This is a genomic window from Lactiplantibacillus paraxiangfangensis, assembly GCF_036246185.1.
Taxonomy (GTDB): Bacteria; Bacillota; Bacilli; order Lactobacillales; family Lactobacillaceae; genus Lactiplantibacillus; species Lactiplantibacillus paraxiangfangensis.
In genome coordinates this window covers 1-15,810 of record NZ_BTPW01000031.1, presented here as the reverse complement: position 1 = coordinate 15,810, position 15,810 = coordinate 1, and the positions used below count along the sequence as shown (strand labels likewise).

The 15,810-nt window shown below is 41.4% G+C and carries 17 protein-coding genes; all 17 read left to right on the top strand.

Annotation, left to right across the window (positions count from 1 at the left end; translation table 11 throughout):
* Window positions 1-133 precede the first annotated feature (133 nt).
* On the top strand, window positions 134-439 hold the full coding sequence (locus tag AAA939_RS13435) for a hypothetical protein (protein WP_338230953.1): 306 nt from the start codon (window positions 134-136) through the stop codon (window positions 437-439).
* Window positions 420-809 carry a hypothetical protein gene (locus tag AAA939_RS13430; protein ID WP_338230952.1) on the top strand — a complete coding sequence of 130 codons (390 nt, stop codon included), beginning with the start codon at window positions 420-422 and terminating at the stop codon, window positions 807-809. The genes AAA939_RS13435 and AAA939_RS13430 overlap by 20 nt, the downstream gene beginning before the upstream one ends.
* Window positions 806-1,210, top strand: coding sequence for a hypothetical protein (locus AAA939_RS13425; RefSeq protein WP_338230951.1), 405 nt, complete (start codon window positions 806-808; stop codon window positions 1,208-1,210). Before AAA939_RS13430 ends, AAA939_RS13425 begins: the two co-directional genes overlap by 4 nt.
* Window positions 1,207-1,620, top strand: coding sequence for a hypothetical protein (locus AAA939_RS13420; protein WP_338230950.1), 414 nt, complete (start codon window positions 1,207-1,209; stop codon window positions 1,618-1,620). The genes AAA939_RS13425 and AAA939_RS13420 overlap by 4 nt, the downstream gene beginning before the upstream one ends.
* A 15-nt stretch (window positions 1,621-1,635) precedes the next feature.
* On the top strand, window positions 1,636-2,277 hold the full coding sequence (locus AAA939_RS13415; RefSeq protein ID WP_338230948.1) for a major tail protein: 642 nt from the start codon (window positions 1,636-1,638) through the stop codon (window positions 2,275-2,277).
* Between the two features lie 3 nt (window positions 2,278-2,280).
* Window positions 2,281-2,619 carry a phage tail assembly chaperone G gene (gene gpG / locus AAA939_RS13410; RefSeq protein ID WP_338230947.1) on the top strand — a complete coding sequence of 113 codons (339 nt, stop codon included), beginning with the start codon at window positions 2,281-2,283 and terminating at the stop codon, window positions 2,617-2,619.
* A 44-nt stretch (window positions 2,620-2,663) separates the two neighbouring features.
* Window positions 2,664-2,813 carry a hypothetical protein gene (locus tag AAA939_RS13405; protein WP_338230946.1) on the top strand — a complete coding sequence of 50 codons (150 nt, stop codon included), beginning with the start codon at window positions 2,664-2,666 and terminating at the stop codon, window positions 2,811-2,813.
* A gap of 24 nt (window positions 2,814-2,837) precedes the next feature.
* On the top strand, window positions 2,838-7,298 hold the full coding sequence (locus tag AAA939_RS13400) for a phage tail tape measure protein (RefSeq protein ID WP_338230945.1): 4,461 nt from the start codon (window positions 2,838-2,840) through the stop codon (window positions 7,296-7,298).
* A gap of 13 nt (window positions 7,299-7,311) precedes the next feature.
* The gene (locus AAA939_RS13395) at window positions 7,312-8,148 is read left to right on the top strand and encodes a phage tail domain-containing protein (protein ID WP_338230944.1); all 837 of its coding nucleotides are present in this window, start codon (window positions 7,312-7,314) and stop codon (window positions 8,146-8,148) included.
* Entirely contained in the window at window positions 8,145-9,506 is a 1,362-nt protein-coding gene (locus AAA939_RS13390) for a prophage endopeptidase tail family protein (protein ID WP_338230943.1), read from the top strand. Before AAA939_RS13395 ends, AAA939_RS13390 begins: the two co-directional genes overlap by 4 nt.
* Window positions 9,487-9,783: a hypothetical protein gene (locus tag AAA939_RS13385; RefSeq protein WP_338230942.1), complete on the top strand. Its 297-nt coding sequence runs from the start codon at window positions 9,487-9,489 to the stop codon at window positions 9,781-9,783. The genes AAA939_RS13390 and AAA939_RS13385 overlap by 20 nt, the downstream gene beginning before the upstream one ends.
* A gap of 1 nt (window position 9,784) precedes the next feature.
* Window positions 9,785-12,529: an SGNH/GDSL hydrolase family protein gene (locus AAA939_RS13380; protein WP_338230940.1), complete on the top strand. Its 2,745-nt coding sequence runs from the start codon at window positions 9,785-9,787 to the stop codon at window positions 12,527-12,529.
* A gap of 37 nt (window positions 12,530-12,566) precedes the next feature.
* On the top strand, window positions 12,567-12,938 hold the full coding sequence (locus AAA939_RS13375) for a hypothetical protein (protein ID WP_338230939.1): 372 nt from the start codon (window positions 12,567-12,569) through the stop codon (window positions 12,936-12,938).
* Window positions 12,938-13,210 carry a hypothetical protein gene (locus AAA939_RS13370; RefSeq protein WP_338230938.1) on the top strand — a complete coding sequence of 91 codons (273 nt, stop codon included), beginning with the start codon at window positions 12,938-12,940 and terminating at the stop codon, window positions 13,208-13,210. The genes AAA939_RS13375 and AAA939_RS13370 overlap by 1 nt, the downstream gene beginning before the upstream one ends.
* Complete coding sequence (locus AAA939_RS13365) at window positions 13,210-13,494, top strand: holin (RefSeq protein ID WP_338230937.1); 285 nt, start codon at window positions 13,210-13,212, stop codon at window positions 13,492-13,494. Before AAA939_RS13370 ends, AAA939_RS13365 begins: the two co-directional genes overlap by 1 nt.
* Window positions 13,494-14,339 carry a peptidoglycan recognition protein family protein gene (locus tag AAA939_RS13360; RefSeq protein ID WP_338230936.1) on the top strand — a complete coding sequence of 282 codons (846 nt, stop codon included), beginning with the start codon at window positions 13,494-13,496 and terminating at the stop codon, window positions 14,337-14,339. The genes AAA939_RS13365 and AAA939_RS13360 overlap by 1 nt, the downstream gene beginning before the upstream one ends.
* A gap of 97 nt (window positions 14,340-14,436) precedes the next feature.
* On the top strand, window positions 14,437-15,630 hold the full coding sequence (locus AAA939_RS13355) for an NUDIX hydrolase (protein ID WP_338230935.1): 1,194 nt from the start codon (window positions 14,437-14,439) through the stop codon (window positions 15,628-15,630).
* Window positions 15,631-15,810: the final 180 nt, after the last annotated feature.

Here is a 15,810-nt window from a genome sequence, read left to right as displayed (position 1 = left end):
CCGGAAGCCGGGGTTACTAAGCCAACGGGCGCAAATACGGTTACTGAAATCATTTCCTGGTTAGATGCTAATGGAATTGACCACAGTGGTGTAACCAAAAAGGCTGACTTACTGGCGTTAGTGGGGTGATTGAATGGCAGATAAAGAAGTAAATCCGTTGTTAGATCAATTCAAGCAACGAATGAAGATTTATCACAAAGCTGAGGACGATAATTTGTCACGGATTCTTACAGCCAGTCAGCAACGCATTACTAGTATCACTGGAATCAAAAGTGATGCCGGTGACGACGTTTACGACGAACTTGTTCTGGAACGTGCCCGGTACGCTTATAACGATCAGGTAGAATTCTTTGACGAGAATTTTTTAGATGATTTATTGTCAGCGTCGTTAGATCATTATGAACCGGGAGATGATGAAAATGAATCGACCGGAGTTTGAATATAAGGCACCACCAATACGAACTAATCAGCTTAATACGCCGGTTAGTTTTTTTCATGTCGTGGAAAATGATGGCCCAGAACCTGATGATTCAACGACTGTGCCTGCGTTTGATTGTATGTGCTTAGCTTATGAGCCATCAAATAAGGACCGTACAGTTTTGAACGTAGCTGAGGCTAAGTTGGCAGTTACGGTTAAAATCCGTGACACGTTTGGTGAATATGACCCGGTTACTAGTGACGTTGCCGTGATTGATGATCGTCGTTATGTAGATGAGTTGGGTCAACCAATTGTTTGGGATGTGGTCTCAGTTTCGCCAGATTTGGAAAACAATCAATACGTAAAAATTATTCTGGGGGTGACTAAGTGAGAGTGACTACAGAAATAACTGGTGTTGATGAAGTGTTAAATAAGCTGGCAGAAAAATTTAGCCCATCTAAATTAACAAGAGTTGAAAATGCTGCGCTCCGTGTAGCTGGCCGGCGAGTTGCTGTTGAATTAAAAAATGCGGTTGCCAGTTACCGTGACACAGGTCAAACGGTGTTACAGGTCAGTGTGGGGACCCCTCGGAGTGCTGGTGGCATGAAGCGTATCCGGATTGGTTGGCATGCCGGTTCACGTTGGCGCTTGGTTCATTTAAACGAGTTTGGCTATACGCGTGGTGGTAAAACTTTTAGTCCACGTGGAATGGGTAAAGTCCAAGGGGCTTATGACAGTAGTCGTGGACCTGCCAAGCAGCTTGAACGTGCGGAATTGGAGAAGTTGCTATGAGTGAAGTTAAAGATATGCTTGCAACTATTTATAACAAGTTATTGGCTAATACAACTATCTCTAAATTGACGTTAGCCGGTGATGGTAAACATCGAATTAAGTATTATCAGAATCCTGCAACTGCAGATCACGATAACTTGTTTGTTGTTATTACACCACTGGGACCGCCTAAGCCTAGCAGTTCTGGTAGTGACAACTATTTGAATTTAGAATTTACGATTCAAATTAACGTGGAATCTATCAAGCGAATGAGTTGTAAAACGGCTGCTCATGAAATCCAGTCGGAAATGTTTGCACTAGGATTTTATCAATTAAGTGATGGCTTAGATGAAAAAATGGCGGAGACTAATCGATACGTTGATGCACGTCGATACCGTGGAAACACAAAATTGTATGATACAAACTATTAGGAAGAAGGAATTTTAATGACTTTAGCAGGTTTTAAACGGATGACGATTCGTCCGCAAAATGCAGATGGCTCGTACATGAATAAAATCATTGTGATTGAAGGTAAGCGGGATAAAGGTGCTACGACTAGTGCCGACATTTCGGGCTTATCCAAGTCGCCAAGTAAGGTGGCCGGGTCAGATATTGAATATTACATCAGTCGTAAGGGTGTTGGCGACGTTAAATCGGACTTCGGTATTTTGGATATGCCGGAGGCCGCATCTGATTTAATTTCAGGTTATAAAGTGGCTGCCAGTGGGATTACTCATATTGGGAATGACACGGAACCACCATATTGCTCTGTATTACTTGAAGCTACCAATTTACAGAATGAAACTGCTTTGCTTGGCTTCTATGACGGGACATTCACCCGTGACAAAGTTGAATTAAAGACTAAGGATCCAGCCGAGGCTTATAAGCCAGAAGCTGACACGTATACATTCAGTGTGATTGCTAGTGATGCTGATGGTGATTCAAATGGTCAATACGTTGGTAAGTATGTCGGGGCTGAAGCGGAAACCATCGAAGCATTAAAGAAAGAAGTGCTTGGTGAAGATTACGCAACTGTTTCTGACACTACGACTGGTTCACAAGTGCAAGCACCTAAATCGGAGGTTTAAAAAATGGCTGAAACATTCAAAATCAAATTACGTGGTAAAGATGGTAAGTTCAAAACTTATGAACAGAAATTCATTCCAACTCAAAAAATGTTGGATCTGATTGAGTTGCAAGATAAAACCATGACTGGCGGCTACTTGCTGGTCGATTATCGGAAGGAACAAGTTAAATTTTTAGCAGGTTTGTTTGATAGTCCAGAAGTTACCGAAGAAGCAATTTTAAATGGCTTAAATGCACTTGAATATCAAAAAGTGATTGATGAAATGAACCAGAAAGTTACGGGGACCGATTTCAAGGACCCAAAACCGATTCTGGAGACTCAATCAGTCCAGGAGAACTCCTAAAAAAACTGTACGCTTACATTGACTGGATCAGTGAGACACATTCGATGTCAATTCGTGAGATTTTACGGACCGACTGGCGGACGCTGACCAGTGTCATTAATGCACGACGACCAAGTGATTCTAAGAATGTTTCAGCTACAAAAGCTCAACGAGAACAACCAATGGACCTGGCAGATTTTGTCAGGTCCATTTAATACATACGAAAGGAGGTAAAAAATATGGCAGATGAACCACTTGGTCGCATGGTCATCGAGTTAGGCTTAGATGATTCTGGATTCGGTAAAAGCTTGACTGGCGCCCGGCAGATGGTTAGATCATCGATGGCTGAAATGAAGTCATCAATGGCAGTCATGGGCCAGTCTGGTAAACAGTTCGACGTGTTGGAAGCTAAGTCCCGTGGTTTAGTTAAAGTCATGGAAGCTCAACGGCGGGAAGCTATCCAGTTAAAGAAAGCCTACGAAGGCTCATTAGTTGATGGCCAGGCAACGAAGCAAACTGCTAAGTTAGCAACTCAGTATAATAATGCGACTGGTAAATTGAGCGCATTAAACCAGCAGTATGTTCGTAACGCCGGGCTTATGGCTAAAGCTAGAGTTGAGACGACTGGTTTTACCGGTGGGCTTAACAGAGTAAGTAAAGCAGCAGTTGTGGTTGGTCAAAAAGGGTCAGCGCTTGGTGACAAGATGACCCGTGGTGTAACTGCACCGATTGCGGCTGGGTTAGTTTTAGCTACTAAGTCGGCAATCGATTTCCAGTCACAGATTGATTCGATGGGACCACTACTGACTAATGGTGGCGCAATTACTGCTAAGTATCGGTCTCAACTAGACCAACTTGGTAATAGTTCAAAAAAATGGTCGAAACAATATGGGGTTAGCACGTCTGAAATCAATAACGGTATGTCAGAGCTTATCAAGAGAGGATTTACGACTAATCAAGTTATTGGTTCCATGCCTTCAATTATGGATGCTACCAAAGCATCAGGAGAAGACATGGGTACCGTCATGCAAGCCACTGCATCAATCGTTGAGCAATTTGGTTTAAAGACCAATTCGGTCTCTGGAACAATGAAGAATACGCAACGGGTTACTGATTCGCTGACTTATGCGGCTAACGCAACTGCCGCTGGATTTGGTGACATGTCAGATGCGATGAGCTATGTTGGTCCAGTTGCTTCAAGTTTGGGATTGAATGTTGAACAGACTGCAGCGGCAGTTGGTGAATTATCGAACCAGGGTATCGAAGGCCAGAAAGCAGGTACTAACCTGCGTGGTATTTTGACTAGTCTGGTTAAACCGACTAAGCAAAACATGCAGGGATTTAAGTCAATGGGGATAAGTGCTAAAGAATTAGCTCACGATTCTCATGATTTGCCTCAATTAATCGATGATATTACCAAAGGAACTGAAGGTTGGAAAAATGCTGAACGTGGTAAAGCTTTAGCGCAAGCGTTTGGTCGTGAAAATCAAGCCGCTGCTAATGCTTTAGTTAAAGCCGGTTCAAGTAGTTTACGTCAGTTAACTAAGGACACTGAAGGTGCTGGTGGTGCGACTAAGAAGGTTGCTGATGAATTAAACGACACTAAGGCCAACCAAATTAAACGGTTCCAAGCTTCACTGCAAGTTCTTGGTATAACTATTGGTGAAAAATTATTGCCAACGTTTACACCATTAATCAAAAAAGCTACTGACATGGTTACGGCCTTTTCAAATATGGATGACTCTACTCAGCAAACTATTCTTAAGCTAGGATTATTGGCTGCAGCCGCTGGTCCTGTATTAAGCGTCGGTGGTCGATTAGTCACAGGCGTGGGTAGACTTGGAACTGGAACTGTTAGTGTAATCAGTAAGCTAGCGCAAATGCGAGCTAAATCACAGGCAAGCAAAGCTGGGTTGGACTTAATGGCCAACGGTGCTAAAGGCGCAAGTGATGCGTTAGGCAAAGTTAACGGGACGGCTGCCAATGTTAATGGTTCTGTAAACACCGCTAAGACCGGATTTACATTATTCGGCAAAGCTATGACGACTTCAGCTGGTGAAGCTGGCATATTGGGAACCTCCTTAACTGCTACGGGTGCTACTGCAGTAGGTGTTGGGGTGGCAGTTTTAGCTGGTGCGGCGTATTGGGAGCTTTACGGCAAACAAGCGCATGAGAGTGCTGAACGAGCAGGACGATGGGGATCGGATGTTGGTCAGCAAGCCGATACAGCATTGACTAAGTTCAAAGGATTTAGCTCCCAAGCAGGTAGCGCTTTAACTGACTTTGAAACAGCAAGTCAGACTAGTACTAAAAATGTTGCTAAGAATTTTGATGATATGTACGCCGAAATGAAACGTGATTCGGATGAAACTATCACTCAAATGGAAAAAGATATGAAGGGGTTGCCTGATTCCGTTCAAGATGATCTTAAAGAAGATGTAAAAGATCGTAAAAAGCATAATGCTACAGTTTTAGCGGATGCTAAACAAAATTATGCGAATGCTGAGGCAATTCTTAAAAATCATGGCGGAAAGATGTCAGGGTTAAGTGACACCGAGAGAACAGCCCTTCGTAATTATCAAACTCAGATGAATGATGATGAAATCGGGTTACTAAAGCTTGGCGGTAGTGCCAAGAAAAATGTTTTAGCAGCGTTAAATGGTGATATTAAAAATATGACCAGGAATCAGCGTAATACCACTATCAACGATTTGACATCTTCAATGCAGAAAGAAAATAAGCTATATGGTACACAGAAAAAGCAAATCGAATCTATGTATAACAAAGGTGAAATTTCTGCTGGGCAGTATAGTAAAGCGTTGAAAGATTTACGTGTAACCCATGATTCAACAACGGATGGTATGGCTGCTGGAATTTTGAAGCTCGATAAAGCTAATGGGGCATCTAGCTCACAAATTAAGCAGGACCTGTTGAATGTTGGCTATTCATACAAGGAAGCTTCGGCAATTGTTAAGCAACAAAATGAGGATATGAGTAAGAGCGCATCTTTGGTCGTTGAAAAGACTGGCAACATGGGTAAGAGAGCAAAGGCTGCAGCTGATGCCTGGAATGGATTAGTTTTCAATGCTAAAACGGGTAAGGTTAAAACTAACGCTCAGGAAGAAGTAGATAAGGCTGCCAAGTCGACTAGCAAGTGGAACCAGATGAAGCTACTAGTTAAACAAGGCAAGATGTCTAGTAATGCCGCCGCTATGGTTGGAGTTGCTGCTGTCCAAACCAAACGTTGGGATGGACTGTCACTAAAAGACAAGCAAGCCATGATTCGTTCCAAAGGTGGGGATGACTTAGCAAAACTGTTGCAAGATGGTAAGCAATGGGGCAAGTTAACTATGGCTGAAAAGAAAGCCATTATCACCGCTAAGGGCGGTTCTGATTTGTTATTGGCCGTATCTAATGCGAAAACTTGGAACAAGCTGACTCTGAAGGAACAGAAAGCTGTTTTGAAAGATAATGCGTCGCCAGCCATGAAACAAGCTTCAATCGGGGTTAAGGAGTGGAACAACTTAACACCACGAATGAAGACAATCTTGGCCAAAGCTAAGGGTTCTGAGGATGTTGCCAAAGGTGTCAAAAGTATCAGAGACTGGAATAGCTTACCAACGTCTGAAAAGAAACTGATTGCAAACGATAAGGGCTCACGCGGCATCATCAAGAATGTCACTAGCGAATATAAAAAGTATCAAGATTTGCCAGCTAGTGCTGTGAAGAATTTGCTTGCAAAGGACCAAGCGAGTGGTAAGGCAAACGCTGCAAGAATTTCAGTTGGTAAGTACGGGCAGCTAAAAGTTAAGTCTGTTGGCTTGAATGCAAAAAATAACACTGGCACTGCTGTTTCAGGGGCAAAGAGAAATATCTCTAGTGTTCCTAAAACTAATGGTAATAAGAATTTAACTGCTACCAATAAAACAGGCGATGGTGTCAATAGTTCTAAAGGATTAGTCGGAACCTTCGTTCATATGAATGGTAATAAGCCTTTGTCTGCAAGTAACAAAACGGGTACAGGAGTGACAAGTTCTAAGGGAACGGTACAAACATTTATGAATGTACCAGGATCAAAAAAGCTTACGGCAAATAATCAAACTGGTTCGGGGGTCGGAGCAGCTAAGGCATCGTTGGATAGTGTTCATGATAAGCATGTAACTATTACGGCCATGTTTAATGCTGTGAAATCTGGAGCCGCTAAATTATGGCATGCAGCAGGATTTAAAAATGGTACAGCTAGTTTCACTGGAGGGCCTGCATTAGTTAATGATCAAGAAGGGCCAGTGTTCCGTGAGGCAATTGAGGTACCAGGACACCCAGCGTTTATTCCTCGCGGTCGAAACATACTGATGGAGGACTTGCCTGCTAGAACTAAAATTTATCCGGCAAAATTGACTGCTAGGATGTACGATGTGCCTCAATATGCAACGGGTGTGGGTATTCCTAAAAACGCTGATGTCGTGCAGGCAACGGCATTAACGCAACCAGAAATGTCGATAGTCAGTGGGAACCAAAGCACTGATTACACCAAACTATTGCAAACTGCAAATGATACGGCAAATCAACAAATTGATATGTTGTCTGGAGCATTATCCAATATTTTATCCGCTGTTTTAGGTATTAAACCGGGGAGCGGTGTGGACTATCAGGCGTTGATGCGTCGGATGGCAAAGGATCGTTCAATTAAATCATTGTAGGAGGTGAGTGTTATTGATTCGAAAACCAAAACTATTTATTCAAATCGGGGATGATACTGAGTTTGAAATCAGTGAACGGGTTCGCGGTGCTCACTTTTTGACTTTAAAGGTGGGTGCTCCCCAGTCTTTAACAAATTATCGAACGCAAATTGGCGTTGATGGGTCGCAACAGCTAGGTGATTTTACCTATGGCCCATTACCAATTTCTGCAGATTTTTATTTGGAAGCAACGGACCATTATGACTATCGGCTAGCTTGCGGTGATTTGTACGACGTGCTGTTTAATCGCAAGCTAATTCGAATTCGAGATGACTTGGAACCAGGTAAGTGTGCGTATGTCTACGCTAAGCCGTTTGAACAAACTAAGTTAAATTATGCGGAGTCGACTTTCACGGTTGAATTTGAAGCACCATCTGGGTTTCGCCAATCAGTCATTAATAGTGATCAGTTGGCTGGCTTTAGTGAATCACTTCAGTTTGGTCAGGGACTGCAGCTATTGGATGACCCACCTAGTTATCAGTTTAATAAGGATTACTTTTTGGTTTACAATTACGGGTCAATTCCAATTGAGCCGTTAAAAAAACAGCACACGCTAAACATTCTGATGAACTTAACAGGGACACCAGTTCTTCGTAATACGATGAATGATTCAAAGGTGACCTTTAGCCAAAAGGTTGTTACTAATGACACGGTTTTACTGAAAGGGCCGAAAGCGTTTATTAATGGAAAACCAGTTGGTAGCAAGGTAACGGGTAATTTATGGTTATCAACAGGGATGAACACAATTGAAGTGACTGGTTGCACGTCAATTGATTCCATTATCTTTAGTTTCCCGTTTCTTTATCATTGAGTAAGCAACTATTTATCAGGAGCCGTGACGGCCAGCACGAAGAACTCCTGGTTAGCTATGATCGAACCAGTAAGCATTTTACATGGAAACGAAATCAAGATTTTCAGATTGAATTTACGGCGTTTAATGATGAGTCAGTTGCTTATCAACTGCTTCAGTCTGAAAATCTTGTTTTATATCGTGACCAGCTATATGTGATTAAGAACGTGCAATTCAGTGGGTATGGAGTGACGGCTGCTGTTTCAGTAACGGCCGTTCACATATATAAGGAAGCCAAGTATATTCGTGACGATCCAGACCCGGACAATGATAATTCGACTAAGAAAATTAAAATCACACCGAAAGGCATTTTAAAACGACGCTTTGATGGTAATAAGCTCGGATTTAGCTACGAAGTCATTGGTGATTTTAATGCTCGCTCAATTGCATTTTCGGGTGTGATGAGTGGTTCGGCTGCTGATGCACTGGATTTAATTACAAGTAAGTGGTCGGCCGTTATTTATCCGGATAATAAGACTATTCGGGTGTACTCACTAGCTGAATTTAAGCACCAAACCAACAACGACATTATCGTTGGCTATGATACGTCGGATTTACCAGGAAGTTCTGATTCTACTGATTTGACCAATGTGATTATGTGTTATGGGAAAAAGAATGACCTTGATAAGAATGCGGATTATAAAGCATTCAAAGACGCGGAGGATAAAGCTGAGACAAAACGTGAAGCTGCAGTCCGTGCTAAATATAAGCCGTTGTTAGCAGTCAAGGATTTAAGTGATGATGAAAAAGCTGATTTACGTAAAAAGAAATCTAAAGAATTATCAGATTTGCGAAGTGACTCAAAGAAGACGTTGTCTGATAAACAAAAGTCTATGCCATTATCGGCGCGTTACGCCTATTCTGGCTGGTATCGGGACGAAGATTCTATCAAGCTGTACGGTGAAAAGATTGCAGAGCCATACACAAATGATGATGTGACGACTGAAGCAGAAATGTTGCCGTACGTAAAAGCACAAATTAAGCCGAACCCAACGTTAGCATTCAGTATTAATTACTACGGTGAGGACGTTAAGCCAGGTGATATTTGGACGTTGAAAGCACCGCAGAGTGGAATTAATGGCCAGCAGGTATTTGTCACTGCAATTTCTGATTATGATGAAGATCCAAGTCAGCCAATGCAAATTGATTTAGATAATTCAGCTAAGTCGATTCTTGACTATGACGTGGCCATGCAAAAGGCGATTAATACCAGCCTTAGTTTTGTTGAAGCCAGTGAGCGCAGCCTGATTACACAAATTATTGATGACACAGGAACTATTGACCCAGGAGGTGACGTTGATGGCAGTGAATCTAACTGACGTAACGAACGACTTAGATCGTGATTTTCGTGAAGCTTTAAATGATAATTTTTACAAAATTGAAACCGCATTGAACGAAATTTCGAATGCGCAGGAAGCGATTAATAAACAGCTCAAGGAAATGAATGACAAGGTTGATTCTACAAATGGATCAGTTAAATCGATTGGACAGCAGAATGCAAAAAATATTGAATCGTTGGTCAATATTTTGACGGAATATGATGTGCCAATGAAGTTAGTTAACGGAGCAGTTTTAGAAGATAAGGAGGAGGAATGATATGAAAGTAAGTACAATCACGCTGGACACCTATAAGCAGAAGATTGGTTCTGGCGATGCGTTCAATCTTAGCGATAGCTTTAATGGGCGTGTGGGTGATGAACAAGTACCATTGACAGTATTATTCAAGGAACGCGGGCTATTACATCAGTTTGATGATAACTTGGTTCCTTTTCTAACTGGCTTTGTTGGTAATCTCGATGAGAATAGCCAGGTTACTGCGGAAACAGGCGAAGCTGTCAGTTACGTCGGTTCGCGGGATGATGTTATTGGATTAGGCCGTGTCAAAATGAATTTGCCTGGGACGATGTTCCCGCAAGAAGGCTATTTCTACGGATTCTTAGGACTCCAAACGGCTGATAATTCTAAGCGGGTTTCAACTTTTACGGTATGGTTCCGTGTTTATAACGGGAATCCAGATATGTTTGTTAACAAAGCGCCATTCAGAACAGAGTTACAACGATTGTTAGATTCGGCACAACAGGCTGTAAATGAGACTAACAGTAAATTCAAAGGACAGTTTCAAGCAGAGTTTGATAAAATTGCGTCGCTGAGTTCGGACGCTGCTAACCACTTAACTGAAATGATTGCGCAACTTGATATTTTGCAAGCAAAAATTAAGTCAAGTGATATTGCTACCAATTCGCAACTTGAACAAGCGTTAAGTAATTTAAATAATAACTTAATGGCTCAAATTGCCAAGCGACCAACTAACACAGAAGTAGTTGACATGATTAAACGTGGCTTTACTAACTTTGATGGTGGACAGCCACATGCGATTGCTAGTGCCGATGTTCTTAAATCAACGTATCCAACAGGCCATGACGGTGTATTCATTGCCATTGATACGGGACATAAATGGATGTGGGGGCCTAATGGTGAATGGATTGATGGTGGCTCCTACCAAGCTACAGAAATCGAAGACCGTGAGATTAAGCGTTCTAAACTTGCTTTGAATGTACCATTCGGAGAAATTCAATGGAATTCACCATGGATCATTGACGATAAATCTAAAACTTTAACGATTCCTGAAGGCTGGGGTCAAGTAGTTATTGATACGGAATACTATGGCAAGCCTGCAGCTGGGACCTATACTATGCTCACTAGTGACAGTAAAAATGGTTTTTACGTTGGGTATTCAACAGCTGAATTCAATGGAACAGGTAGCGACCGGCTTATGTTTTATGGTTCTGCAAATGAAATTCCTGAGTCAGATGCATACTTAGGGTGGTGCTCATTGACGGGTGACAATAACTCAATTGTGGCTTTGCATGGTCCATGTATTATGAAAAAAAACGTTTACGATGGCCAAAACAGACCAATCAACCGTAATATGTTGCAAATCAATGTTCCTTACGGTGAATTTGTTTACCAATCTCCATGGGTTGTCAATGTTTCTAATAAAACACTGACTGTTCCGGATGGCTGGGGGAACGTTATGGTGGGCACTGAGGTGTTTACAACAGTACCTGCAGGAACTTATCAACTAATTACTAGTGACCCTAAACAAACAGGCTTTTTCATTGGTTGGACGGGAACTTTTGATTCAAATGGTAAAGGCAGACTAATTTTTGCGAATAATGTTAATAATATTCCTGATAATGCTGTTTATTTAGGATGGATTAGTATTACTGAGGTTGATTGCACAATTAATATGCATGGACCCTGTGTTAAAAGTACTATGGAGATGGGTGGTCAGGTACGGGAAGTTCAGCGGAACAATCTACAGCTTAATGCTGGTTATGCAGAATTTATTTGGGGTGCACCGTGGGACATTGACACTGTTAATAAAACGCTAACCGTTCCTGATAGTTGGGGAAGAGTTGTGGTAACAACTGAGCTTTATAGTTCACCGGCACCAGGAGTTTATCAACTAATCACCGACGATCCTAAACAAACCGGTTTTTTCGTTGGATGGACAGGAGACTTTGATCCAAGTGGTAAAGGCAAATTTGTTTTTGCAGACAATACAAATGAACTACCAAGCTATGCGGTTTACTTAGGATGGATTAGTACAGCTGGAGAAACTACGGCAAAGCTACATGGCGAATTTACAATTGATGGTAAGTGGCCTCATGCTTTTGATGAAACAAACATTTCTGGTAATCTAGTGCATGCTAATGAAACTTTGAGCTGCCTTGGAGATAGTATCACTGCTGGTGACAATGGCCAAGGTCAGACGTCATCTGAATGGTCGTGGACTAGCTACATGCAATCATTATGCGGTTTCAATAATGTGTCAAACGTTGGGCGAAATGGGTCAACTATCAGTTCGAATGGGGATGGTAGCAGTTTTGTTGAGCGTTGCACATCAATCAAGGGTCAAGAGTTCATCACCGTATTTGGTGGTGTCAATGACTATGACCAAGGCCGTGCATTGGGAGATGTTACTTCAACAGATGTTGCCACCGTTAGTGGTGGTCTTAATCAAATTATTTTGACATTGACCAAAAATAACCCAAATGCGGTGATTGTAATTATGACGCCGATGAAAGAAAACAAGTTCGTTCCAACGGGCACCAAAAACAAGGCAAACTTAGTTGAATTGGATTATGTGAACGCTATTAAATCAGTTGCTGACAAATATTCAATTCCAGTTTTGGATTTATACGCTAGTGGCAACAACGGAGTTTTCTTGGATGATGTTATCGGTGCAGATGGATTTACTGCTGATAAGCTACATCCGACGGCTAAAGGCTACAAACGTTTGGCACGTCAGATTGCTGGTTTTATCAATGCACATTAAAATAAATTGATCTTGGAGATGATGCTATGTGCTAGGGATGAGAAAAAATTATTCGTTATTAATGACGGGCGTCGAAATCATTATGATTGGCGCTTTTTTTGTTGCCAATAGTTTTCGATTTGAGCGCCCGGACCTGCTTAATAATTTGGTGAGTCATATTGATGACCCGCCTTTTGCCACCATTAATATTGTTGTAGGAACCATCATTGTGATGGTGGCAGTCTTTAATATTAGGCCACTAATTAAATGGTGTTATGCAGGCGCCGCTTTTATTTGGACTATTTATGGGCTAGCGTTCATGCTGCAAAACATTGAAGTTATGGGCCACCCGTTCGGCCGCTTAGACTGCTGGTTAATGTTTGCCATTGCTGGCCGTGTAATTTTAGAATCTTGGGCGGGTGATGACTAATGAATTGGACAGCGGTTATTCAATCGATTCTAGTTTTTGCTGGGGGATTTGGTTCGGCATGGTTAGCATTGAAAGGTAATTTAGTTAAAGCCAGTTCTAGCAACGAGAAAATCTATGCGGATAAGACTGGCGATCTGTTTGAACGAATCGATAAGTTAACAGATGAACGAGACGATTTGAAGGATCAAGTAATTAAATTACAGTCAGAAGTTAAGGACCTGACCAAAGCCGTACGTGAAATGAAGCAAGAAATGAAGGAGCGCGATAAATAATGATGGAATTACTTCAATTTATCAATGGGACAACAATTGCGGCAATTGCCGTAGTAACTTATTTGGTGGTTTGGGCTATTAAGCAAACACCATTGAATAACAAATACTTACCAATCATGGCCCTTGCAATTGGAGCTTTGATTGGTATTTTTATTGGCGTGGCTAACGGAGATATTAAGTGGGCTGCCGGCTTAGTAGATGGTGTTATTGCTGGTGCTGTGAGTGTCGGTGGTAACGAGCTCGGAAAGTCAGTTATGGCACTGTTCAACGGAGGTGCAAAATAATGAGTTATAAAATTAGTAAGAAGTATGCTTTAGCCAGTGCTGAGGGTGCAGCAGGTAAAGCCGCACATAAGTATATCATTGTTCACGATACTGGTAACGATAATAATAAGGGCGTTGGTAGTGGTGCTAACGAAGCTAGTTATATGAAAGGTCATTGGCAGGCCGCCTATACGCATTTTATCGTGGATGATAAGGGTATTTACCAAGTTGGCACGCCGGGTTACGTCGCATGGGGAGCTGGTTCAAACGCTAATGCTAATTCGCCCATGCAGGTCGAGATGGCCCATGTAGATTCTAAGGCACGTTTTAATGAATCCTACAAACGGTATATCTGGTTGATTCGTTACTATGCTGATAAGTACGGTATTCCTAAGACGTTAGATGCTGGCGGCGCGGGTACATCAGGGGTAAAGTCGCATAAGTGGGTATCGGACCACATTTGGGGCGACCACCAAGATCCATACGGATATCTGGCTAAGTGGGGTATCAGTAAGAGTCAGTTTGCTAAGGACATTAAGAACGGTATTAGTAAACCCACGAGTAAAACCGCCAGCAGTACCTACAAGGTAAAGAAAGGTGATTCATGGTGGTCAATTGCTAATAGTCACAAGACGACAGTTGCTAAATTGACTGCTGCTAACGGAAAAACAGTTAAGTCAGTTATTCATCCTGGTGACAAGCTAAAGCTATCAGGTAATGCAGCAGTGACGTATAAAGTAAAAAAAGGCGATAGTCTGTGGTTGATTGCTAACCACAGTAAGATTACAGTAACTAAGTTATGTAGTTTAAATGGATTCACCTCAAAACATGTTATCCACCCTGGTGATAAACTAAAAATTAAATAGAACGTTAATCCCCCACACTAGTCAATTCGACCGGTGCGGGGGATTTTGTTGTTACAGGGACTATTGTATAATTACTCCAATGAAAGGTTGTTGCCTAATGGATGAAAATAAAAAAGTGTTTTTGGACTATTTAAAGCAAATATACGATCAAGCAAATGAACACTTGCGAGAACAGGAGCATAAGAGAGACCAAATAGTTACATTTTATGCGATTTTGCTTAGTTTTGTAATCACTGCGAATCATACTATTCAGGTGAATTTTGGTGGGCCAATAATGATGATGCTATTGGAGTTGGCTCTATGCGTTATTGGGGCAACTGTATGTATTGCAATCTCCAGTTTGCGGGGGTGGCACACGCAGTACTTGGATGCAATTTATGTAATTAATTACGCAATGGCCCATCAAGCGCATTATGCAAGTGTAGATGATTTAAAGAATAGAATTCAACAGATGTTAGTAAACAAGCAAACGCCAGATATACCAATTAATAAATCAAATAATCCGCTAGTTAAAGTTGGAAAATGGTTTATGCATACCATAGAACATACCGAAGACAGTATGTTCTATGGTGTCTGGATCTTTTCCATGGTTCCGCTGATTATGATTGAACACAGTATTTATAAGTTGATTAAGTGGGGTAATGATCAGAATAAACTATTAATCATTTTGATATTAGTTTTCGTATTGATATTTATATTTTATTTTCGATATATGCATAGGTTACTGAATAAAAACGTTAAAAACGCAAATTCGTGGAAAACTTGGATACTTGATTTTGATTATTACAGCAATAGCCAAAAAAAAATTAGTTATTATGATGTCAATATTAATCATGGAGTCCTATCTTTAAAACAGAACACTGCTGGTGTAGTGACTATTCCAACTATGAGTAATCAGTATTTAATGATTAAAATCAAAAGATCTGACGGGCGTTTTAATTGGGAGTTCCCACGAGGGTTTGTTGAATCAGAAGAAATAAATGGTGATGTAGTTGACTACTCAGCAGCTGCTAAAAGGGAACTCAACGAAGAATTAAATATACCTCCAGTCGATGTAATAAAGATAACTGATTTAGGGGAAATAGAGCCGGACTCTGGATTGATTGTGAGTTCAATACATGTAGTGAGTGTTGACATTTCTCAGTTAAAAGATGTTAAGCTGCAGTCATCAGAAAAAATAGTTGAGTATCGATTAATGGATATAGTTGATGTTCTAGCAGAAGTAAAAAAAGGAATGATTATTGACGGATTTACATTAAGTGCGATTGTACTCAGTCAGAATAGAGAATGAAAAAATTCCCGTATGGTTGAATGAACTAATACGGGAATTTTTTAGTCTCATATAATCATAACCACCCGTCAAACGGGTGGTTTGCTCCAGGGCTATAAGCCCTATGTACTGGCCAGCGTCTCAAGGCGCTGGCTTTTGTGGGTCAAAGCCAAATTGCCCTTGTCACTTTTGCCACCGCTT